Source organism: Weissella sp. ESL1177 (genome assembly GCF_058107185.1).
On record NZ_CM176591.1, the window covers coordinates 1,246,851 to 1,269,878 of the forward strand.

General features: G+C 38.3%; 24 protein-coding genes. All 24 read right to left on the reverse strand.

Features of this window, described 5'->3' with window-relative positions:
• Positions 1–82 precede the first annotated feature (82 nt).
• Positions 83–541, reverse strand: coding sequence for a universal stress protein (locus tag AC3B5D_RS06055; RefSeq protein WP_489840915.1), 459 nt, complete (start codon positions 539–541; stop codon positions 83–85).
• 116 nt (positions 542–657) lie between these two features.
• Positions 658–933: a hypothetical protein gene (locus AC3B5D_RS06060; protein WP_489840914.1), complete on the reverse strand. Its 276-nt coding sequence runs from the start codon at positions 931–933 to the stop codon at positions 658–660.
• Between the two features lie 374 nt (positions 934–1,307).
• Complete coding sequence (locus AC3B5D_RS06065) at positions 1,308–2,597, reverse strand: replication-associated recombination protein A (protein WP_489840913.1); 1,290 nt, start codon at positions 2,595–2,597, stop codon at positions 1,308–1,310.
• Positions 2,598–2,622: 25 nt separating this feature from the next.
• Positions 2,623–3,066 (reverse strand): YueI family protein, encoded by a 444-nt coding sequence (locus AC3B5D_RS06070; protein WP_489840912.1) that lies wholly within the window; start codon positions 3,064–3,066, stop codon positions 2,623–2,625.
• A 346-nt stretch (positions 3,067–3,412) separates the two neighbouring features.
• On the reverse strand, positions 3,413–4,984 hold the full coding sequence (locus AC3B5D_RS06075; RefSeq protein WP_489840911.1) for a peptide chain release factor 3: 1,572 nt from the start codon (positions 4,982–4,984) through the stop codon (positions 3,413–3,415).
• 180 nt (positions 4,985–5,164) lie between these two features.
• Positions 5,165–5,719, reverse strand: a complete 555-nt coding sequence (gene ntdP / locus AC3B5D_RS06080) for a nucleoside tri-diphosphate phosphatase (RefSeq protein ID WP_489840910.1) — start codon at positions 5,717–5,719, stop codon at positions 5,165–5,167.
• A 79-nt stretch (positions 5,720–5,798) separates the two neighbouring features.
• A complete protein-coding gene (locus AC3B5D_RS06085; protein ID WP_489840909.1) occupies positions 5,799–6,593 on the reverse strand; it encodes a RecX family transcriptional regulator in 795 nt (264 codons plus the stop codon).
• A gap of 159 nt (positions 6,594–6,752) precedes the next feature.
• Complete coding sequence (phoU, locus tag AC3B5D_RS06090) at positions 6,753–7,427, reverse strand: phosphate signaling complex protein PhoU (protein ID WP_489840908.1); 675 nt, start codon at positions 7,425–7,427, stop codon at positions 6,753–6,755.
• 48 nt (positions 7,428–7,475) lie between these two features.
• Positions 7,476–8,234 (reverse strand): phosphate ABC transporter ATP-binding protein PstB, encoded by a 759-nt coding sequence (gene pstB / locus AC3B5D_RS06095; protein WP_489840907.1) that lies wholly within the window; start codon positions 8,232–8,234, stop codon positions 7,476–7,478.
• Between the two features lie 14 nt (positions 8,235–8,248).
• A complete protein-coding gene (gene pstB / locus AC3B5D_RS06100; RefSeq protein ID WP_489840906.1) occupies positions 8,249–9,079 on the reverse strand; it encodes a phosphate ABC transporter ATP-binding protein PstB in 831 nt (276 codons plus the stop codon).
• 18 nt (positions 9,080–9,097) lie between these two features.
• The gene (gene pstA, locus AC3B5D_RS06105; RefSeq protein WP_489841188.1) at positions 9,098–9,988 is read right to left on the reverse strand and encodes a phosphate ABC transporter permease PstA; all 891 of its coding nucleotides are present in this window, start codon (positions 9,986–9,988) and stop codon (positions 9,098–9,100) included.
• Between the two features lie 6 nt (positions 9,989–9,994).
• Complete coding sequence (gene pstC, locus AC3B5D_RS06110; RefSeq protein ID WP_489840905.1) at positions 9,995–10,912, reverse strand: phosphate ABC transporter permease subunit PstC; 918 nt, start codon at positions 10,910–10,912, stop codon at positions 9,995–9,997.
• A 17-nt stretch (positions 10,913–10,929) separates the two neighbouring features.
• The gene (locus AC3B5D_RS06115) at positions 10,930–11,799 is read right to left on the reverse strand and encodes a phosphate ABC transporter substrate-binding protein PstS family protein (RefSeq protein WP_489840904.1); all 870 of its coding nucleotides are present in this window, start codon (positions 11,797–11,799) and stop codon (positions 10,930–10,932) included.
• A 94-nt stretch (positions 11,800–11,893) separates the two neighbouring features.
• On the reverse strand, positions 11,894–13,051 hold the full coding sequence (locus AC3B5D_RS06120; protein WP_489840903.1) for a hypothetical protein: 1,158 nt from the start codon (positions 13,049–13,051) through the stop codon (positions 11,894–11,896).
• A 117-nt stretch (positions 13,052–13,168) separates the two neighbouring features.
• On the reverse strand, positions 13,169–13,948 hold the full coding sequence (locus tag AC3B5D_RS06125; RefSeq protein WP_489840902.1) for a TIGR01457 family HAD-type hydrolase: 780 nt from the start codon (positions 13,946–13,948) through the stop codon (positions 13,169–13,171).
• A gap of 1 nt (position 13,949) precedes the next feature.
• A complete protein-coding gene (locus AC3B5D_RS06130; protein WP_489840901.1) occupies positions 13,950–14,609 on the reverse strand; it encodes a YutD family protein in 660 nt (219 codons plus the stop codon).
• A gap of 17 nt (positions 14,610–14,626) precedes the next feature.
• Positions 14,627–16,003, reverse strand: coding sequence for a bifunctional metallophosphatase/5'-nucleotidase (locus AC3B5D_RS06135; RefSeq protein ID WP_489840900.1), 1,377 nt, complete (start codon positions 16,001–16,003; stop codon positions 14,627–14,629).
• Positions 16,004–16,007: 4 nt separating this feature from the next.
• Complete coding sequence (locus tag AC3B5D_RS06140; protein WP_489840899.1) at positions 16,008–16,628, reverse strand: metallophosphatase; 621 nt, start codon at positions 16,626–16,628, stop codon at positions 16,008–16,010.
• Between the two features lie 15 nt (positions 16,629–16,643).
• Entirely contained in the window at positions 16,644–17,096 is a 453-nt protein-coding gene (locus tag AC3B5D_RS06145; protein ID WP_489840898.1) for a phosphoesterase, read from the reverse strand.
• 1 nt (position 17,097) lies between these two features.
• Positions 17,098–18,195, reverse strand: a complete 1,098-nt coding sequence (locus AC3B5D_RS06150; RefSeq protein WP_489840897.1) for an aminopeptidase P family protein — start codon at positions 18,193–18,195, stop codon at positions 17,098–17,100.
• A 39-nt stretch (positions 18,196–18,234) separates the two neighbouring features.
• Positions 18,235–19,347 (reverse strand): o-succinylbenzoate synthase, encoded by a 1,113-nt coding sequence (gene menC, locus AC3B5D_RS06155; RefSeq protein WP_489840896.1) that lies wholly within the window; start codon positions 19,345–19,347, stop codon positions 18,235–18,237.
• 26 nt (positions 19,348–19,373) lie between these two features.
• Positions 19,374–20,177, reverse strand: coding sequence for a 2-succinyl-6-hydroxy-2,4-cyclohexadiene-1-carboxylate synthase (gene menH / locus AC3B5D_RS06160; protein ID WP_489840895.1), 804 nt, complete (start codon positions 20,175–20,177; stop codon positions 19,374–19,376).
• Entirely contained in the window at positions 20,174–21,853 is a 1,680-nt protein-coding gene (menD, locus tag AC3B5D_RS06165) for a 2-succinyl-5-enolpyruvyl-6-hydroxy-3-cyclohexene-1-carboxylic-acid synthase (protein WP_489840894.1), read from the reverse strand. The genes menH and menD overlap by 4 nt, the downstream gene beginning before the upstream one ends.
• Positions 21,843–23,024, reverse strand: a complete 1,182-nt coding sequence (locus AC3B5D_RS06170) for an isochorismate synthase (protein ID WP_489840893.1) — start codon at positions 23,022–23,024, stop codon at positions 21,843–21,845. Before AC3B5D_RS06170 ends, menD begins: the two co-directional genes overlap by 11 nt.
• Between the last annotated feature and the right edge of the window lie 4 nt (positions 23,025–23,028).

Genomic DNA, 23,028 nt, shown 5'->3' on the forward strand with positions numbered 1-23,028 from the left:
GACCAATACTCCTGTCCCAACCAACTCACTATTTCAAAATTCTCTAACATACTGGTATACATCAAAGTGATTCATTTAATGATTAATCCCGCTTACGTACAATCAGTGTGTCCACCTTCGCAACACGTGTAACGAACTCAGTAACAGATCCAATTAGCAAACGTTCAATAGCATTCAAACCGGTTGCACCAATCATAATCAAGTCAATACCATACTTTTCTGGTGCTTGCTGAGCAATAACATCCTTAGGTGACCCATATTCAATTGAATAATCGACATTTTCAACACCAGCATCCTTAGCTTGTTGCAAATATGCATCCAATGTCTTCTTTGCTGTACCAGCAACTTGTTCAACCATCGTTGTTCTAAAATCAGTCACATTCTGGAATGAACGTGTATCAATAACATGCAGAATATGCAACTTAGCATCTGGGCCATTCTGCTTAACAACTTGAATAGCACGATTCAACGCAGCCTCAGCTTCTTTAGAGCCATCAACTGGTACCAATACGTTCTTATAGTTTACTTTTACATCAGCCATAACAGTTCCCCCTGTCCGATTGACTATATGTGTCTCATTTCTATACATTAATTATAACGCATTTACACTATTTTTTCATGTAAATAAGGTCTCTTTTTTAAATTCTGATATATAAATTATTTAAATAAAAGACGAACAATAACAATTGCCAATACAGTTGTTAGCAAAGTAGCAATAATAACAAACAAACCACCTGGTAATGCGGCCCCTTTAGTAACCAGCGTACTGATCACAATTAAGATGGCATCAATTGTAAAGGCCCATCCAAACCAACGGGCAGGTTGCTTTGCTGCGGTTTGTGGAATTCCCAAGAAACCTTGTTGATGTAACAATAAATAAATACCAATAATCGCAATAACTAGTGCAAATAAAATGTATAATCCAATAATCATGATTTCGTTCCTTTTCTTTCCTGATAAAAAAGGTCGCCCACCTTCGATAAACATATCGAACATGCACGACCATCGTTATTCAAAATCTATTGATATGAACAACTATGAACACTTGATTGGTGCCGTTAGTAAATTCAACTGAGTTGGCTCCGATTAAAGGAAAGTGGGTGAATAAGTTTGCTTTTATAGCTACTGAGTGAAACAGCATGCTATAGCAGCTTCCCGACATCCCCGAGCAAAAAGGTTGTAAAGCAACTACAGAAAGTAGAATTACGCGTACACCCAAGAAATCCATCCATGTCTTTATTATACTAGTAAATACACAAATGAAAAGGCTTGACAATCAAGTAACGTGTGATAAAAAATCATTGCCGTTACCGATTATTGAGACCGTCCTGTTGCGCTCGTCGTAATTTCTCATATTGTTCCTTGTATGAACGTTCAACTTTCGAATTCCCTGCAGGTTTAAAATAGTGCGCTCCAAGTAACTTATCAGGAAGATACTGTTGTGGGACCCAATCTCCTGGATGACCATGTGGATAGACATAATCAACACCATGCCCTAATTTTTTGGCACCAGCATAATGCGCATCTTTTAAATGATCAGGTACATCCCCTGTAGCACCTTTTTGAACATCTGCAATGGCTGCATCAACTGCAACCATCGCTGCATTAGACTTCGGTGATAATGCTAATTCGATAACTGCATTGGCTAAGGGAATCCGCGCTTCTGGAAAGCCAAGCTGTAAGGCCGCTTGCACTGCCGTAATCGCACGAGCTGCCACAGCTGGATTTGCAACGCCAATATCTTCATACGCAATAACCTGTAAACGGCGTGCAATAATGGGTAAATCACCCGCTTCAATCAAACGCGCAAGATAATGTAAGGCAGCGTCAACATCACTACCTCGAATTGATTTTTGTAATGCCGAAATGACATTATAATGACCATCACCATTTTTATCCGCTGTTATAGCTTTACGTTGTACGGTTTCTTCAATAATAGGTAGTGTAATATGAACTTTGCCATCTGCCATCGGGTTAGTAGATTTCACTGCCAATTCCAGACCATTTAGCGCCGAGCGTAAATCACCATTAGTTGCATAGATCAACTGTTGTTTGGCATCATCATCTAACACAACTGCAAAATCGCCCAGGCCTCGTTCCTTATCCATCAAAGCACGCTCAATGGCAAGGTTCATATCTGCTTCAGATAGTGGTTTCACTTCAAAAATTTGTGTTCGAGAACGAATAGCTGGCAATATTGATAAATACGGATTTTCTGTCGTTGCACCAATTAAGACAATGCGCCCACTTTCTAAATGTGGTAACAAAAAATCCTGCTTGGTCTTATCTAAGCGATGAATTTCATCAAGCAACAGGACAACTGTGCCTGACATTTTTGCTTCTTCAGCAACGATTTGTAAATCTTTTTTGCTATCAGTCGCCGCATTAAGAATGCGAAACGCATATTTTGTAGATCCCGCAATGGCGCTTGCAATACTTGTCTTTCCCGTGCCAGGTGGTCCATATAAAATCATTGACGACAACATTTTTGCAGTCACCATGCGATTAATAATCTTTCCCGCACCGACCAAATGTTGTTGTCCAACAACTTCATCAATCGTCCGTGGGCGCATGCGATAAGCCAATGGCTGTTGCATTATCATCCCTTCCTTTCAGTAACGATTAGAATAATTTTTTATACCAAGGCGTTTTGGCTACTGATTGCTTGTTTTCAGGCTTTCCCATATTGCCTACCAACTGAACAATATCAACCACTTCTTTGTGAACTGCCGTCTTTGCAGCTAAGACAACAACAACATCAGAATTCGCATAAACAGTATCAGATTTTAACGTAAACTTTGTCCGTTGTTTCGCTGCTAATTTAATATACTTATCTAATATTTCGCGATCCATTTGGCCATTCAAATAAAGAACTGCATCGGGGTGAGCTGATAATTGCTTTTCCCAAGCCAACATATAAAGTCCGTCACCCGCAGTTTGGCGTGTTTGCAAGGCATAGATCCGTTCACGAAAATTACCTAAATAGTGGTGTTGTTCATCTGGATTAATTTCAGGCGTACCATACAATCCAGATTTAACGTGTGGATCCATCTCTTGTTTATCCATGAATGTCTCTCCTTTTCTATTAGGTTAATTTTAACATAATGCCTAAATGCCGACAATTTCCTTATTCTTATTATGAAAATAAAAAAACACTTATGACACTAGGCATCGCAACATCATGTACGCGCAACCTATTCATAAGCGTTCTATTTTTAACTCACTAACAATGTCATATCTGCAATAATCATGCCAATCAACCAATGTAGCCTAACCCGTTAAATAAATCATTTTGGATAACGAAGTTAAATGATATGACTAACAAAATAAACTGTGATTGGTATACATAAAATAACAGCAAATACCAGTGCATCCATTAACCAATTAATCGGCATAATAGATAACATCAAAATCACAATTTTGTCTCCAGTTGCACATCAGGGTATTTATTGGCAAACCAACGTTCAGCAAATTGATTTTCAAACAAGAATACTGGATTCTCATGACGATCTCGAACAAGTAAGTTTCGTGATGATGCCATTTGAGGATCTAGTTGTTCTGAATTGATCCAACGCGCAATTTTTGAACCCATTGGCTCTAATGAAACTTCCGTATTGTATTCATTTTCCATTCGGAATTGGAAAACTTCAAACTGCAAGGCACCAACAGCACCAATAATGTAATCACCAGAATCCCATGCCGTATACAATTGAATCGTCCCTTCTTGAACCAATTGCGTGACACCTTTATGGAATGACTTTTGTTTTAACACGTTTTTTGCATGAACACGCATAAATAATTCAGGTGTAAACGTTGGCAATTCTTCAAAAGTGACCTCATGTTTACCGGCATAAATCGTATCGCCAATTTGAAAATTACCAGTGTCATAAATACCGATGATATCCCCTGGGTAGGCCGTTTCAACATTCTCTCGTGTGTCGGCCATAAACTGCGTCACATTTGATAAACGAATTTTCTTTTGAGTACGCTGTAATGTCACATCCATACCACGATCAAATTCACCTGATACAATCCGTAAAAACGCAATTCGATCACGATGGTTAGGATTCATATTCGCTTGGATTTTAAAAACAAAGCCTGTGAATTGCTCATCATCTGGTGAAATAGCCACACCTGTCACCGTATTTTTTGGTGAAGGTGCTGGCGCAAACTGCATATATGTTTGCAAGAAAGTTTCGATGCCAAATCCTTGTAAAGCTGACCCAAAGAAGACGGGGGTCAATTCACCACGCATTACAGCGGTTTCGTCAAATGAATTTCCCGCATCTTGTAACATTTCAATTTCATCGCGTGTTTCTTGCCACAATGAATTCTCTTGAATGACGTTTGGTTCAGCTAAATCAACGCCCGCCTCATTTAATGGCAAAAAGCGTTGTGCACTATTTTCTGGCCGATACACTTCAACATTATTATGATAACGATCAAATAATCCCGCTAAAATCTGACCTGAACCAATAGGCCAATTCATTGGATAAGCATTAATACCCAATGTTGATTCTAATTCATCAACTAAGTCTAATGGTTCACGACCATCACGATCCAACTTATTAAAGAATGTAAAAATAGGAATATGACGTTCGCTGACAATCTCAAATAACTTTTTTGTTTGAGGCTCAATTCCCTTTGCTGAATCGACGACCATGATCACTGAATCAACTGCCATTAATGTTCGATAAGTATCTTCTGAGAAATCCTCATGACCTGGTGTATCCAAAATATTGATGCGCTTACCGTCAAAGTCAAATTGTAAAACTGATGAAGTCACTGAAATACCACGTTTTTGTTCGATTTCCATCCAATCAGACTTCGCAAAATTTCCTTTACGTCCCTTAACCGTGCCAGCTTCACGCACAACTCCCCCAAGCTTTAATAATTGCTCAGTAATTGTTGTTTTACCAGCATCGGGATGAGAAATAATAGCAAATGTACGCCTTGTTTGCGTTGCTTCTTTTAATGATGCCATAATTTATCGCCTTTTTATATTTTTATTTTATATTATTTTTTTTAAACTTAACAATTCAGTATAACGAATATTATAGGTTGTTTCAATAGTTCGCTCGTTGTGATTATCATTCATAAAATTATCATCACAAATAAAAAAAGATTACGTCTTCAGTAATCTTTTTTGCCTATATTATGACGACTATTGTTGACTATTACGACGCTTAATTTCTAGATAGCGTCGATACCACAAGTCAATGTAAGCATCGGAAAACGGTCCCTGTTGATTATTGATCCAATCGACTAAAATCTTCACATGCTCACGCACAATATAATCAACATCCGCCGGATAATGCCAGCGCGCTTTATGTAATTCATATTCATCTGTATCCAACAGACGTTTCTCACCATTTGGAAAAACTTTCACATCCAAATCATAATCGACATACTTCAACGCTTCTTTATCCAACACAAATGGCGACGCAAGGTTACAATAATATGAAACGCCATTTTCCCGAATCATCGCAACAATGTTAAACCAATATTTACGGTGAAAATAAACAATTGCCGGTTCACGTGTCACCCATCGGCGTCCATCATCTTCCGTCACCAATGTATGATCATTTAAACCAATAATCGCATTTTCACTTGTCTTTAACACCATTGTGTCACGCCAAGTCCGATGTAAACTCCCATCATGCTTGTAGCTCTTAATCGTTACAAAGTCGCCCTCACGCGGTAATCGACTATCTTTCATTATTTTGAGCTTTCTGTGAATTTCACCAAATTTTTTCTATTTCATTGTATCACGTGAGCCATTAAAAAACACTGTCAACTTAGTCTTGTTGCTTTAACCAGCGATCAACTAAATCTAAATCATAACCTTTACGATACATAGCGGCTTTGACTTTACTCTTAAACGTCCACCCTTCGTATGAAGAATAACGATTGGCTGCAATAGTTGCATCTCGATCTAATTTTTCCCATTCTAATTCAGCATCAGGCAGATTATTCATGCGATAATCACGAATCGCTTCTTGAATTAATTGGCGATGAAATCCTTGTTGCATTAATTTTTGTTGTGTTTTCTGTTCTGCTAAAAACGTTGCATAACGCGCATTTTTTTCTAATAAGCTTGACACTCGATTTTCTAAAGCAACTCGCTCATCATCCAACGTATAAGCAATCAAAGCATCTTCAATAACAAATTGATCAATTCCAACTTGTTGTAATTTGTACTTCACACCCTGTGGACCAAATTTACCAGCTGATTTAGCTTGATCAACATATGTTTGAGCATATGTGACATCATCAACAACATGATCATCTTTTAATCGTTGAATGGTCTCTTTAATGACTTGATCATTATAGTCATGTTCTCGTAATTTACGCCGGACTTGTTTTGCTGTGCGCATCTGCCCTGTTGCATAAACTAGCGCTGTTGTATACGCTTTCTGACGAAATTCTGCATTCTGAATATCAACCAAATTATCTTCAGATAAAGTTGCCCCTTTAAACAAGTTATAAGTAATTAAAATTTTTTCATCAACTGCAAATGCATATTCATCATCTAAATAAATATTATAACGACCTGCTCGCCGCTGCCGTGTTACTTTCGTTACGATTGGCATCGTTTGCTCCCATTCATTAGTTGTTAATCATTAATTATTATATGACAAAAAACTGTTAATCTGACCATTTTGTTTGGTAGATTAACAGTCTATCAATGTATACCGAAAAATTGTCTTTAAATCATTGCTTAAGACAATATGATCAGATAAGTACTGAATTTAAATAAACGAAGATGTTCCTGGATTTAATTCAACAATCTTACCCGTTCGTTTATAAATAATCCATTCAGCAATATCCGTCACATAATCTGATGTCCGCTTTAGATAACCTGCAACAACAAGATAGTCTGTTGCTGCTGCAACCTGCTCCGGATCAGCCTTCATTGCACCAATTGACATTTCACGAATTCGTCTAGTAGCATCCGATACACCAGAAGCCACTTCAGAGATACCTTCTGCTGCCACAGCATCATCATTGACATAATAATCCAACACTTGTGAGACCATTTTAGCAACAACTGAACCAGTATTACCAATCGTTTCCTCGATCTTAGCAACCCGTTTGTTACCTTTAACATGAATGGTTGACATTGCAATATTACGTGCATTATCTCCAATACGTTCTAGAACAGAAACAGCCTTCAAAACGGTCATAATTTCACGCAAATCAGTTGTAACCGGTTGGTATAATGCAATCATTTCAAAACTCTTTTTTTCAATAGCAATTTCACGCTGATTAATTGCTTGATCTTGATCAATAATATCTTGTGCAACAACTCGATTATGATCTAAAAATGCTTGGACTGCCTCATCTAACGTTTCAGATACAAGTAGCCCCATTTCTTTAAAAGATGTATCCAAGTCTGCTAATTCATCATCAAAATATTGTCGCATAGCATCATTTCCCTTCTATTTTTTATTCTATAATGCCCCCGATACCAATTAACCAAAACGACCGGAAATATAATCTTGCGTCTCTTGTTGGTCAGGATCCAAGAAAATTTTCTTTGTATGGTTAAATTCAATCAATCGTCCATCCATAAAAAAGGCTGTTTTATCAGATATACGAGAAGCTTGCGCCATGGAATGTGTCACAATGATCATCGTCAATTGATCGCGTAACTGCATCATCGTATTTTCGACTTTACTGGCTGATACAGGATCTAAGGCAGCAGTTGGCTCGTCCAATAGTAAAATTTCTGGATCAGTAGCCAAAGCACGAGCAATTGACACACGTTGCTGTTGTCCTCCTGATAAAGATAATGCTGATTTGTGTAAGTTATCTTTTACTTCATCCCAAATTGCAGCCTGTTTTAACGATCTTTCAACAATTTCATCTAGTTCTGCTTTATTTTTATTACCTGCCGTTCGAACACCAAAAGCAACATTATCATAAATTGAAAAAGGAAATGGATTTGGTTGTTGAAAAACCATCCCAATTTTTTGTCTAAGTATCACGGTATCCGTATTTGGTGCATAAATATCTTGCCCATTGAACATAAAGGTACCATTGACAGTCACAGAGTCAGTTAAATCATGCATACGATTTAAGGCACGTAAATAAGTTGATTTTCCTGAACCAGATGGTCCAATTAAAGCAGTAATATCATTTTGATTGAAGTCTAAGTTGATACCATGCAAAGCTTCCTTTTTACCATAATAAAGATGAACATTTTCAGTCGTTAAAATTTTTTGTGTCATCTGCTAGCTCCCTTTTAACCAAAGTTACCATTGACATAATCAATGGTCATTTGTACCTTTGGACGCGTAAATATCTTTCTTGTTAAATCATATTCTAACACTTCACCTGTATGAAAGAACGCCGTGTAATCTGAAATACGACTAGCTTGTTGCATATTATGAGTGACAATAATAATTGTATAACGGTTTTTTAATTCCATTAATGTGTCTTCTATTTTAGCTGTTGAAATGGGATCCAATGCCGATGCAGGTTCATCTAATAATAAGATATCAGGCTTCATCGCAATTGCTCGAGCAATAACTAGTCGTTGTTGTTGGCCACCCGACAACGATAAAGCTGATTTTTTTAAATCATCCTTTACTTCATCCCATAACGCTGCTTGTTTTAAAGATGTTTCAACAATTTCTGCTAACTGCTTTTTATCATGTTGACCATGCTGTTTCAAAGCAAAAGTGATGTTATCCGCAATGGATTTGGCAAATGGATTTGGTCGTTGAAAAACCATGCCAATATGTCTACGCATTTCATAGACGTCAATATCATGTGAGTTAATATCTAACCCGCGATACATAATTTGACCCTTAACAGTTGCAACGTCATCATTCATTCGATTTAATGATCGTAAGAACGTTGATTTTCCTGAACCAGAAGCACCAATCAATGATGTAATTTTAAAGCGTTCGAACGCTAAATCTGCTTCACTTAAAGCCAAATGATCACCATAATATACTTGTAAATTTTTCGTAGACAAAGCAATTTCATGCTTATTATCGTCCATATGATAAATATGACGATCTGGTTGCTCACCCGTTAAATTTAAAGAGCCTGGTTGTCCTACTGTCATAAATATCGTTCCTCTTTCCTATCTAGTTGCTGTTAAACGCTTGAATAAGATGCCACTTAAGAATCGTGCTAAGAAATTAAACAATAAAACAGCAATAATCAATACTGCTGAAGCGCCTGCTGAAACAGCAGCAGCATCAGGCATAATACCTTCTGAATTAACTTTCCAAATATGAACAGCCAGGGTTTCAGCTGGCCGCATAATATTCAATGGACTCGCTGTATTAAATGGATTCCAATCGCCAAAGTCTAAGGCTGGTGCAGACTGACCCGCCGTGTAAATTAAGGCTGCAGCTTCACCAAAGACACGACCAGCTGATAAAACGACCCCTGTTACAATCGACGGCACGGCAGCAGGTAAAATAATGTGACCAACTGTTTCCCAACGTGATAATCCTAACGCTGCTCCGGCTTCACGTTGTAAATCAGGAATGCTTCGTAATGATTCTTCTACTGATCTTGTTAACAAAGGTAAATTAAAGAATGTTAGTGCAATCGCTCCTGAGAGGATTGAAAAACCTAGTTTGAATTGGACAACAAATAGTAAAAAGCCAAATAAACCAACAACAACAGAAGGTAATGAAGATAAAATCTCAATTGCTGTCCGAATAAGGCGAATTAATTGACTATTTTGATTAGCATATTCATGTAGATAAACGCCTGCACCTAATGCAATTGGAAAAGAAATTATCATCGTAATAATCAACAAATAAAATGAATTAAATAATTGAATACCAATACCACCACCAGCAGTAAATGCCGATGAGGGAGCCGTCAGAAAGTGCCATGATAGGTGTGGCACGCCTTGTACAAGGATATAGCCAACTAATGCTGCCAATATAAGAATAACTAAGCCAGCAATGCCATATAAAATTATGCTCGCAATTTTATCGCTTTGTTTTGGATTCAACATGTTTTACATCGCCCCTTTCTTTGCAATTGCCTTAATAATGATATTAAAGACGAGTGACATTAATAATAGCAGTAACGCCAAGCTCCACAACACATTGTTCTCTAATGAACCCATGACTGTGTTTCCAATACCTTGTGTCAAAATTGATGTTAATGTTGATGCGGGTGACGTTAAATCTTTTGGCATTAATGAAGCGTTACCAATGACCATTTGGACTGCCAATGCTTCACCGAACGCACGCGCCATACCAAAAACAATGGCAGTTAAAATACCTGGTGTGGCTGAACGCAAAATAACTTTATAGATCATCTGCCAACGTGTTGCTCCCAATGCGAGCGCCGATTCACGATAATGACGTGGGACAGATTTTAATGTATCGACCGTCATCGAAGTCACAGTTGGTAAAATCATAACAAATAACACAATCGCACCAGCTAAAATACCAAAACCTGACCCGCCAAAGATTTGACGCATAAAGGGCACAATCATTGACAACCCAATAAAACCATAAACAACTGAAGGAATACCAACTAATAATTCTGTTACGGGACCTAATATTTTTGCACCATGTTTTGGTGAAATTTCTGTCATAAAAACAGCTGTACCAATGGCAAACGGTGTCGCAATGAGGGCGGCGATAAATGTCACCAGAAACGAGCCAATAATCATGGGTAAAGCACCAACCAATGGATGGCCATGGGCATCAGTTTGTCCCGGTGCCCATTTGGTGCCAGTTAAAAAGTCCCATAAATTAACTTTGTTTGTAAAAAACGTTGCTAGTCCTTTTGACGCAACAAACCAAAAGATTGAGACAACCACGACCACGATCAATAGCAGTGCTGAAAAAGTAATCACACGCCCAAATCGATCTTTTTTTGTTGCCTTTGATTTTTTTAATAATGATTCACGGATTGGATCCATGGCTGATACTCCTTAATCTACTTGACGCTTAATTTACCATTTTCATCACGTGTCACTTGCATATCATGAATCGAGATATAACCCAAATGTGGCAGCAGTGTTTTTTGAATGTGAGCTGAATCAATATAAGCTAAAAATGCTTTTACTTTACCAGTTGGCTGTCCTTTTGTATAGATATGTTCATATGACCAAATAGGCCACTTACCAGTGATGACATTATGATTAGTTGCCGCCACACCATCAATCGTTGGCGTAACAACTGATTTATCCAAGTATGCAAAGGCTGCATACGAAATAGCACCTGGTGTTGAACTAACAATCGAACGTACCATCCCCGATGAATCCTGTTCTTGCGCATTTGCCGATTTAGCACCATTTAGCCCCCATTTTTCAAAGGTTGCACGTGTACCAGAACCGGCAACACGATTGACTAAAACAATTGGTACATCAGCGCCGCCAACTTGTTGCCAATTCGTTACTTTTTTCGTGAAAATTGCAATTAATTGTTTTTGAGTTAATTGATCAACATGCGCTTTTTTGTTAATCATTGGAGAAATACCAACAACACCTACTTGATGATCAACTAATTTTTTCGCATTGATACCATCTTTTTCACCAGCAAACATATCTGAATTACCAAGATCAACTGCGCCAGATTGAATTTGTGCTAGTCCAGTACCTGTCCCACCACCTTGCACGTTGACGTAGACACCCAAGTTTTTACTAGCAAAATCTTCACCTGCCGCTTCAACCAATGGCTGTAATGCCGTCGATCCTACTGCCGTAATATTAACGCCACTATTTTTTTGTCGCGTCGTATAACCAAACGTTAACAGGCTGCCAGCAATAATCACGATTGCAGCACTAATCAACCAATTGCGTTTCATTCGTAAACGCCTCCTAAATTTCATTTGCTATGACCATGTCTTTATTATCCCTAAATTTTGTAAATGTGATACCTTTTTTTTGTAAATTTTTTCTTTACAATATTTGACTTGCCCAAACTGTTGTCCAACACTGACGTTGACACTGTATTGAACCACGATCGTTAATGACTATTAATGGTTTACTGGGCTGTACTTCTAAAGCCGTCGTTGTCATTCTGATTTTAACTATTCGATTTGACTGAATCATTTTAAAAGTACGTTGACCAGATAATGGTAGCTGTGGCCAGCCATTAATAATTAACTGTTCTTCATAAAAATAGCCACCAATTAATTGGCGCAAAAATCCCGTCAATACCGCTTGCCAATCACGTTGCCACTTTAAATATGCAAAATCACCTGTGACATCAATAATTGGCGCCCATAGCAACTGTTCAATTTGATCGACACGTTTTACCAAATAAGCTTGATATATTAATCGTCGATAAAACATTGCCCAGCGATATTCGGATTCCCACCGGATTTCAAATCGTTCCCAGAACAACTGCCACAAATATTTTTGTGTCACCTGGTGTTTTCGGAACTGATCTGTTTCTACTATCAGTCTATCACGCCCTGTATAACACACTGATGTCGTCTTTTTAGACATCTGTTGACTGGTGATGTTCTTTAATTCATCAGTAACCATCATCATTAATGTACATCTTGGCTTGGCAGTCAAAATAAGGCGATAACCCAACCATTTGTCAGTTGTGACAGCTCTCAACTGGCAAACTGTTAATTGCACATGCTGATTGAGCAAATAAGTCGTTATTTGACATCCGAATAAATACTCTTCTGTTATTGTCCAAATTGTTTTTTCTGTTGGTACAATTTCTTCATTATTAATCAAAATTTTTTGCAGATACTTTGGCAAAACTGGCACTTGCTTATCTATTATCCCATAACACCGCCGGTCACACCATTGGGTTGTTTGACTGATAGCCAACCACTGATTGGTTTGTCTGATTTGTACTTGCCAATATTTTGCCCACTCATAAGCCCATACCTGCGAAAAGATAGTCCAATAGTGAATGGATAATTCGCTAAACTGATCATCAATGATTTTTATTGTACTGTCTGCTGACAGACCAACCATTTTGATTTGAATTTGCTCATAAATATTGACGGCATCATTTAAAGTTTTCCAACAACCGATCGATTCTTCATTAACAAAAATAGTATCCTGTGTTAATCGTAGTACAAATTGCTTCATGCATCTTTCCTCATCTAATCAAGATAACTTGATTATATAAAGTGATTGCATAAAATAAAACGTCAGCCTGAACTAATTTTTTTAATTAGGCTGACGTTTTATTCATATTAATGATACTTAATTTTCAATTGACCAATCATCCAAAGAATCAACCCAGTGCGTCGGCTGTTGTGCTTCTTTTGCAACGTCAGCCTGTTTTGAAACACCCGAATAGACTAACAATGTATCAATAGTCGCATTGATTCCTGCTTTAATATCAGTCTGATAATTATCACCAACCATTATTGCAGCATCACGTTGGACCTGCAACTTATCTAGTGCGCCATCCATAATAATATGCTCAGGTTTACCAATAACAATTGGTTTTGGTTTAACTGCAGTTGCTAAAAATGCAACTACTGATCCAGCACCAGGTACCATACCTCTTTCTGTGGGTAGATTTGTATCTGGATTTGTTGCCACAAATTTGGCACCTTGCTGAATCGCTAAAGTCCCTTGTAAAATTTTTTCGTAAGTCACCTCACGATCTAAACCAATAGCAACGGCATCAGCCGGTGCTTCAGTAACCAGTTCAAACCCCTTTGCTAATAATGCTTGTTTTAGACCCTCCTCACCGATCATCAAAACACGGTGAATTTGATCAAATTTGGCCAAATAATCAGCCAAAGCCATTCCTGAGGTATAAACTTGGTCTGCTGTCGTTGGAATGTCATGATTATTTGTTAAGTTTTCAGCAACTGCTGCTGCCGTTTTTGTCGAATTATTAGTTACAAATAAATATTTCACCTTATTCTTGGTCAAACGTTCAATAAACCGCCGACCACTTGGAAACCTCTTTGTCCCCTGATAGATAGTACCATCTAAATCAATCAAATATCCATCATAGTGTGCTGCCATCTTAATCCTTATCCTTTACTTTATTTTTCGACCGTTCTCGTACTTGAAAATGACGTCGTTTTTTATTCCCAGTTGTCGCAACGGCATTGGACCGTTTCGTCACATGTTTTTCAGGATGTTGTGCACCAGTCACTTTTTCTTTGATAACTGGTGATTTTTTATGCTTTTTACTATCTTGATGGCTGCTTGTTTGGTTACTATGGTGTTTATTTGTTGATTTTGTATTTTTATTGTGATGTTGACGACGTCTTCTTTTCGATTTTGACCCTTCTTTTTCTTCAACATCGATTACTTCATGTGGTGCTAAATTTTCCAAAACAAAAAAGGGGGCGCCAAAATTTGCTTCTTCATACAAAAAATCTTGTAAGGCTGATATTTGTTGACTCCGGGCAATTCCCTTCGTACCATCCTTATAAAAGCCTTGCAATCGTAACTGATCAGCTGCAATATCACCAACGATATAGTCGTATTTCTCTAAAAAATCACTAAAACGTGCTGCCATTTTTTGCTGATCATAAGCATCACGATAATCCTTCACCAAATGGTAAGGACGATCATTAATAAATATGTCCTCTGGTGTATTACCTGTGGTAATTGCTGTGCTAGCTTGCCGCTCAATGAATTGCGCATCAGCTAGTTCTTTCATTCGTTCTCGCTTCATTTTTTTCTCTCTATCAACTATGGCGCAAATTCTTTACGTAAATAATTTGCAAAATCTTCCCTCAACACGGTGTCATAAGACAATGTATTCTGTCCCATAATTTCCAATGTTGGAAAATAAGGAATAAATAGATAATGATCTAGTCCACCAATCGCGTAATAAGCTTCAAAATCAAGCGGCTTTTCATGAATAAAAACGTCACCATTATCCGATACAGTTAATCCGGCCCAAATCACCTTACCCCATAAATTACCACGAAATCCCATGCCTTTTAAACGATCATTTTGTAAGAATCGATTATTTTTTAAGACTTCATGAACTAACCGCCACAATTCACGACCTTGTAATATCGTACGCATGGGATGAACTGCATGTGGCAATAAGGCATGTAAATCATTTGCAGTCACAACTCCAGCCGGTAGATCATGTAAAAACATCCCCGTTGACAACATCGCAATATCTGTTTCTGTCCGATCCATCAGTGCAGCCAGTCCAAGATCAATTAAACGATGCTCATAATTTAATTCCATATGATAATCAGTTGGTAAATATGCCACCACTTGTTTAGTTAATTGCTCTTCACCACTGGCTTGATAACCATTGATCTCAATATTATCACCATAAACAGCTGGTAAATCATCCGTCACAATTGTACGGGCTTGCATATTGATTAACTTACCATCTTCTATTTGAATATCAATACGACCAATATGATCACCATACCGACCAGCTGCTGCTAATAATGAATTGGCATGCTTTTCTCCATGTTCAAGTAAATGATGGGTATGCGCACCAATAATGATTTGAAGTTCACTATATCGTTCAGCTAAATATCTATCCATTGGTAATCCTAAATGTGATAGTAAGATATTAATGTCTGTCTTGCCCGCAAGTTCAGGCAAAATTTTGGCCAAGGCGGTATCAATTCGCTCAGGCATCCAACCAAGCAACGGATACGTTAATTCAAATGGGGCAGTAAAGCCTAACACACCAATCCGTGTCCCTTTTGGTGTTGTGATAATTCGAAACGGCATCACCCAATCTGGTAGTTCATTTGTTTGCATATCCCGCAAGTTGCCCAATATGACAGGAAAATTAGCATCATCATATAAATGATTCAATTGCTCATGATTGAGTCCTAAACCCTCATTGTTTCCAATAGTGACACCATCATAGCCAATTTCGTTCATTAAACTAACATTCGCTTGACCAAAGGTTGCTTCTGTTAATGGGTGCTGACGATCCATAAAATCACCAATATCAAAAGTTAAGACACTACGACCATCACGCATTAACTGTCGTTTACGTGTTAACAAATGACGACGAATTTTTGGCCATCGTTCCAAATGAGAATGCAAATCATTGGTATGTAGAATTGATATTTGATCTAACATTCGTTTACCTCCGTTTTGCAAAATCATCATGTTTTCGTTGCATGATGATTTCGATTTCCTGTAATAACAAGGGACTACCCCAAGCAGGTTTTTCAGTTGCTTGTAAATAGTCCAAATCAGCACTATCAACACCCACATTGATATTTTCAGGAATGGGTACCATATTATGATGGATATGCCCATGTAAATTGATACTGTTTTGTGATTGGCCCAAAATCAAAGGATAATGTGTTAAAAAGAACTGATGATGATTTGCTTTTACAATTCGGCCAACATCTTCAAACTCAAATTTCAAACGACCATCTTTCATGTTGAAATTATGATTCTGCAAATATTTAAACAACGAACGTGTATCATGATTGCCCTTAATAAACACAATATGACCAGGTAATTGCTGAACAATTTCCAAAACTAGTTCATGAGCATGACGCTCTGGTCGTACGTGATTCATCATGGCAATATCACCTAAATGATATACCGTATCTTGATCAGTTATTCGCTGACGCCAAGCATGAATCAAACCCGCGTGTTCGTCTTTTAAATTATCATATGGACGTGGTGAAAAATGTTGACTCGCTAATAATTTTTCATGATAAAAATGAGTATCTGCTGTAAAGTAATCCATGATCAGCCTCTTTTCTTAACGTAATCGGCCACCTGCATAACTGTTTAACCATTGCACAAATTGATCATAATTATCAGGATAACAGTTATAACCAATAATTTTATGGAATTTGTCTTCATCTGACCATTTGGTTTCTAAGCCCCATTCCTTTACCGTACCAGGTCGCTGTTCCTGATATGATGCTTTCCAATCAGCTGTTAATAACATTAATTGTCGTTCAATACTAGGCCACTGAAAAGTAATGTTTTGCCAAACTGATGAAAACTGACGTAAATTTTTATCAGTTAAAATTTTTAAATGGTTATCTTGTGAAAAATCAAAATTTTCATCTGTGATATCCATAATTGTGGTCGACAAATTTGCTGGCGCATTAATATAAAATGCATGATCAGCAACCTTCTTCATATAAATATAATCAAACCCCGTTGCTAAATTACCTTGATAAAATGTTAAATATTCTAATGCCATATTATTTATCAATCACAATCAAATCGGTTGTGATCCCTTCAGTTAAATTCTCAAAACCAGTTGGCGTTACAATGACATCATCTTCAATTCGGACACCACCTTTGTCAGTTAAATAAATGCCTGGTTCAATCGTCAAAATCATACCTGTTTTAACTTGATCCTCTGCAGGTGCATGGCTAGAAAGAATTGGACCTTCATGAATGTCTAACCCAATGCCGTGACCAGTTGAGTGAGTATAGTCCTCGCCATAACCCGCATTAGTAATAATGTCTCGTGCAACTTTATCTAACTGACTAACCGCAACGCCATCTTTAATGGCTGCAATAGTTGCTCGTTGTGCATGTTGTGTAATATCATAAATTTTTTGGAGTTCTTCACTTAATTTACCGAAGGCAATGGTCCTTGTAATGTCTGAGGTATAGCCATCAACGTAGTAACCAAAATCAATCGTTACTAACTCACCTGCTTGAATAGGCTTATCAGAATAAGTACCATGCGGTAATGCGCCAAGATAGCCTGATGCAACAATCGTATCAAACGATGGTTTGTCAGCGCCATGTTCCTTCATTTTACGGTCTAATAAATTGGCAACCTCACGTTCAGTCATCCCAATGTGTAACTCAGATAATAAATCATTAAAGCCATCCACTGCCACTTTGGCTGAATGCCGTAGCTTATCTAACTCATGATCGTCTTTAATTTCACGAATAGCTTCAATTAAGTCAGGCACAGGTGCAATGTCTGTCCCAACAAAATTTTCATCAATATAATCAAAATCACGAAAAGCTAATGTGTCTTCAAAACCTAATTTTTCGATATTAAAACGACGAGCTGCCGCCATCGCAACACCCCAATAATTTCGGGTAATCAATAACGTCACACCATCTGGTAATTGATCACGATAAGCATCTTCATAACGTGCGTCTGTAATCAAAGCTGCTTGATCGGTGCCAATCAAGACAAGACCATCACCAGTACCGCCAGTAAAGCCAGTCAAATACTGCATATTGGTGCCATTCGCAACCAACAGACCATCAATTTTTAGGGGTGCAAATACTTGCCGCACATTTTCAATTCTCGTTGTCATATTAGCCCTCATTTCTATATTATCTTCATTATATCAAATTGTAACACTTGCTTATTCATAAACCATTGGCTCATGTACCAAAGTATTTCTAATAACCTGCCAATTTAGTGACACGCCAATGCCATATCCTTGTGGTACCAGTAATTTACCCCGATTAACAATTGGTAAATGTTGGCCAATATCTGCAACAAAATAGTGATCAAATTGCGCACTATCAGCAGGCACGATATTGGCACCTGGTAGACTCGCTAAAGCCAAATCAACAGCACGTCCCAACCCAGTCCCAAGCATGCCACCAATCCACGGATACAATTGTGCTGCTTGACATTCTTTGATTGCTTGTTGGGCATTGCTAATACCACCAATTTTACTCTGCTTGATTGTCAGTGCTAACGTTGTGCGATGACGAATGGCACGTTGCACATCTGCTAGATCGTTTAATGACTCATCTAGGCTTAATTTTAATTGTTGAAGTGTCTGTTGTGCCTGATAGTGAACTTGCCAAGCATCGGCAGCAAATGGTTGCTCAATCAACGCAAGCCCAGCTTGATCCAATCGCTGCAATTGCTCGATATTTTGTGTTGACCATGAAGCATTTGCATCCACGGAAAACATTTGTTCTGGAAACTGTTGGATCAACTGGATCACTGCTGTTAGATCAGTTTCAGCAGTGATTTTAATTTTGATTCGCCGATAACCGGCCGCGACTGCTGCTGTGACAGATTGAATGGTTTGTTGCCAACTTGGTTGGATGCCAATCGCTGTACTGACTGCCACTGTCGCTTGTTGACCACCTAATAACTGCTGCAAACTTTGCTGTGTCTGTTGACCATAAGCATCCCAAAAAGCCATTTCAATAGCTGCTTTTGCAAAAGATAATGTCGTTTGCTTGCTTAACCAACGGGCAACATCTTCTGGTGCCTGAAAAACTTTGCCAACCAATTTTTGGGCTAGTTGACGTACCATCTGTAATGATTGTGCTTGGGTTTCTGGTGCATATTGATTGTCAGCAAATGATTGTATTTCACCATAACCTACAATATCATTAGTTAATTGAATTGCAACCAAGGTTATTGGTCGATTTAACGTTGTCCCATGTGCCGTTTTAAATGGTTGTTTCATCGTTAAACCTAGTGGATAAATGGTCACTCGCTTGACTTGCATTGATGCACACCTCCGAATACTTAACATTAACTATTTATTTGATTTAAAATACTGGTTACCGATTGCGGTTGTTCAAAATGAACGTTATGACCTGCCTGACTCACTGATTGCCACACGACATTTGATAACAGTGCAGCCATTTTCTCATTAATACGCGTAAATTTTTGATCGTTTTCGCCTGTAATTAATGTCACTGGTATTTGAATTGACTGTAATTGTGGCCAGAAATTAGGCATTGCTCCTGTTCCAAAATACCTCAGTGAATTCGCGACATTCACCGCGTTTTGATGAACACGTTGATGATGCATAAATTGTCGCTGTGTTTCTGATAACATCTGCTGACTTTGAAATAAAGGTAATTGTTCCCATTCAGTGACAAAGGCTGTCATGCCTACTTGCTGAACATAATCTGCTTTCTTTGTATCTGCAATCACCCTTTTTTGACGTAAGGGTTGCGTTGTTAAGCCAGCGGTACCACTTTCTAGCACTAAATATTGGACACGCTCTGGACAATAAATAGCGAAAGCTAAAGCAAGACGTGCGCCCATTGAATAACCGACTAAATTAACGTGGACGATATCAAGTTGCTCTAAAAGATAACGTATACTCATCACTTGTTGATACACGTCAAACTGCTGCGGTTGGCTCACAGTAGGTGCGTTTACCCCAAAACCTAATAAATTTAAATATATCCGTGTTCCTGTTGGTTGGATTGACTGATAATCCGCCTTACTACCCATAAAGCCATGGCAGAATAACCAGATTGGTTGACCAGTCCCTAAAATATCCATTTCAAATGGATAGTCATTAATTGTTATCACTTTTTTCATGAAAATGCCTCAGTAATCGCTGTCGTTAGTGCTTGATGAGCGACTACATTTTGTTCACGATCTGTAACAACTTCAATAATGCGCAGGCGCGTAGCTGGTTTATGAATTAATTCACCTAATCGTTCTAAGCTATCAACTAGTTTATATTCAGCATCATATAAATGTGCCACTCGTTCAACGACAATTGGTAGGGGTGTGCCAAACATTGGTTCAAAATACGCTTTTGCTTGCGCTTGTGGCAAAAACGAAAAGATACCCCCACCTTGGTTGTTAATAACAACAATCGTCATGGGAACATGGGCCTGATGGCTTAACATTAAGCCATTCATATCGTGAAACAATGTTAAATCTCCCGTAAGTAATGTTGTTGGTTGACCGGACATGGCCATACCGAATGCTGATGACACTGTCCCGTCAATACCATTAGCACCTCGATTAGCTGCAATTTGAACGGCATGTTGTGGCACAAAATAATTATCCATGTCCCGAATAGGCATTGAATTCGCAATAAATAATTGTGCATTCTCAGGCAAGTTAGCTAATGCTAATGGTAGTTGATACTCCGTCATCGTTGGTTGTTCTTTTGCAACTAACGCCATTAACTGTTGTGATAAATGTTGCCACTGGTTTAAGAAAGTGGCATCTTTGACACCTGGCTCTGCTAATAAATCAGCAACCACTGCATCAACATCTGCAAGCAGCGTTGTATGTGCATGGCGTCCATGATCATGTCCTGCGTGTTCTTGCCCAACTTGAATAACTGGAATTGCTTGGTCTTTTAACCACGCAACTACCTTCGCAGACACTGGTGTTCCACCAAAACGTAACACAATTTCTGGTACGAAATCATGATTGATCACACCAGCTGCTAACAAACTATCGATACCATTGATTGCAAACTCACTTGGTCGGAAATTGCTGAGAACGTCCGCCAACACTGGTAGTTGATAATGCGCAGCTAATTGTTGCAGCTTTTCAATATCCCAGCCAACTTCATCTGGCCCTAACAAAATCATTGCTTTACGTTTACGTAATAATGAGGCAATTGCTTGAATATTTTGCCAGCTCGCTTGTCGCTGACCAACTAAAATTCTTTGCGGTGTTACTGTTGGCCATGAAATACCTAACTCTGGCATTAGGGGTTTCCGCAAGGGTAGATTAATTTGTACTGGTCCCATTGGTTGAGTCGTTGCAAGACCAACTAATTCTTGTACATGATAGTCAATGTATGCCGTCACATCCTCATGATCATCTTGCATGGCAATCGCTGTAAATGATTTTGTATGCACACCATATAAATTATTTTGATGAACTGTTTGTGGGGCACCAACATCTTGCAACTCTTCTGGGCGATCAGTTGTTAATGCAATTAAAGGAATATGCGATAAACTAGCTTCCATGATGGCTGGTAAATAATTACCAGTTGCTGTCCCTGAGGTTGCTAATAAAGCGACTGGTTGATGCGTCGTTTTTGCAATGCCTAACGCAAAAAAAGCAGCCGAACGTTCGTCAACATCAACTGTGACACGTACATCCTCACGAATTTGTTGCATTTCTGCCAATAATAAAGCAACGGGCGTTGTTCTAGAACCTGGTGAAACCACAAAATCATGAACGCCTTGTAACACTAGAGCCATTAATAAATGTTTGAGATTGTTTGTCAAATTATCGGTCATTGTTTGACTGCTCCTTTAATAATTTCATCATTGGTAATAATTTTAAGTCTGTTTCTTGATATTCCATTTTTGCATCAGACTCCGCTAAAATACCTGCTCCTGCAAATAAAGTTGCTAACTGGTCGCGGTACCACATTGATCTAATGCCAACAATAAATTCACCATCACCATTCGGTAGAATCATACCAACTGGTCCACTAAACAAGCCACGTGGCTTGTTTTCAATTTGTTTAATTGTGGTAAGCGCCCATGCTTGCGGCTTACCACCCAGTGCTGGTGTTGGATGTAACTGTTCCGCAAGATTTAATACATTAACATTTGAAGTTAAATCCCCTGTAATTGGTGTATACAAATGTTGTACTTGCGGATTTTTCATAATTTGTGGCTCTGTTGGCATCTTTAAATGATGAACATTTGCAGCCTGCAAACGTTCTTTGATCGTTGTCACAACTGTCTGATGTTCAAGGCGATTCTTTTGATCATGCCATAATGCATCTGATAATGTTTGATCTGTGACAGCATCTGAACCACGCTTAATTGTCCCAGCAACTGCTGCTGTTGCTAATTTACCGTTAGTAACCTTTACCAGACGTTCTGGCGTTGCTGAGACAAAGAGTTCCCCAGCGTGTTTCAAAACAAAATGATAACTATGTGGTTGTGTTGCTTGTAGACTTTTTAACAAAGTGAGTTCATTTAATGGCGCAGATAAATTAATCTGTCGTTGACGTCCTAATACGACTTTTTCATGTCGTTGATTTTCACGCATATCATCGATTGCACTTTGAATTCTAATTGTCCAATCCGTTTCATCCTGCACGGTCTTAATCATTGATGTCCCAGCGAAATTTTGACGAACAAAATCAATTGGTTGCCCAATCATTTTCCGGTGATTCACATCATAAACAACGGCTGGTTGTATGAAATAACCATTCATTAATTGTGTGTCCGGCATTAATTGGCCATCAAATGCCATGCCACCAAAAATTGGTATATTTTCTACTGCTTGTCGCTGTAATAACCATTTTTGAACCTCTTGAAACGTTCCTCCCATTAGCTCAGCCTGTTTACCATAAGCATAATATTTCGTTTGCCCATCAGCTGTTGCAAAATAGACAGCATCATTAGCTAATGCAAAAGCACGTTGTAAGTCTTCTTCATGCCAGGAATTCATCTTT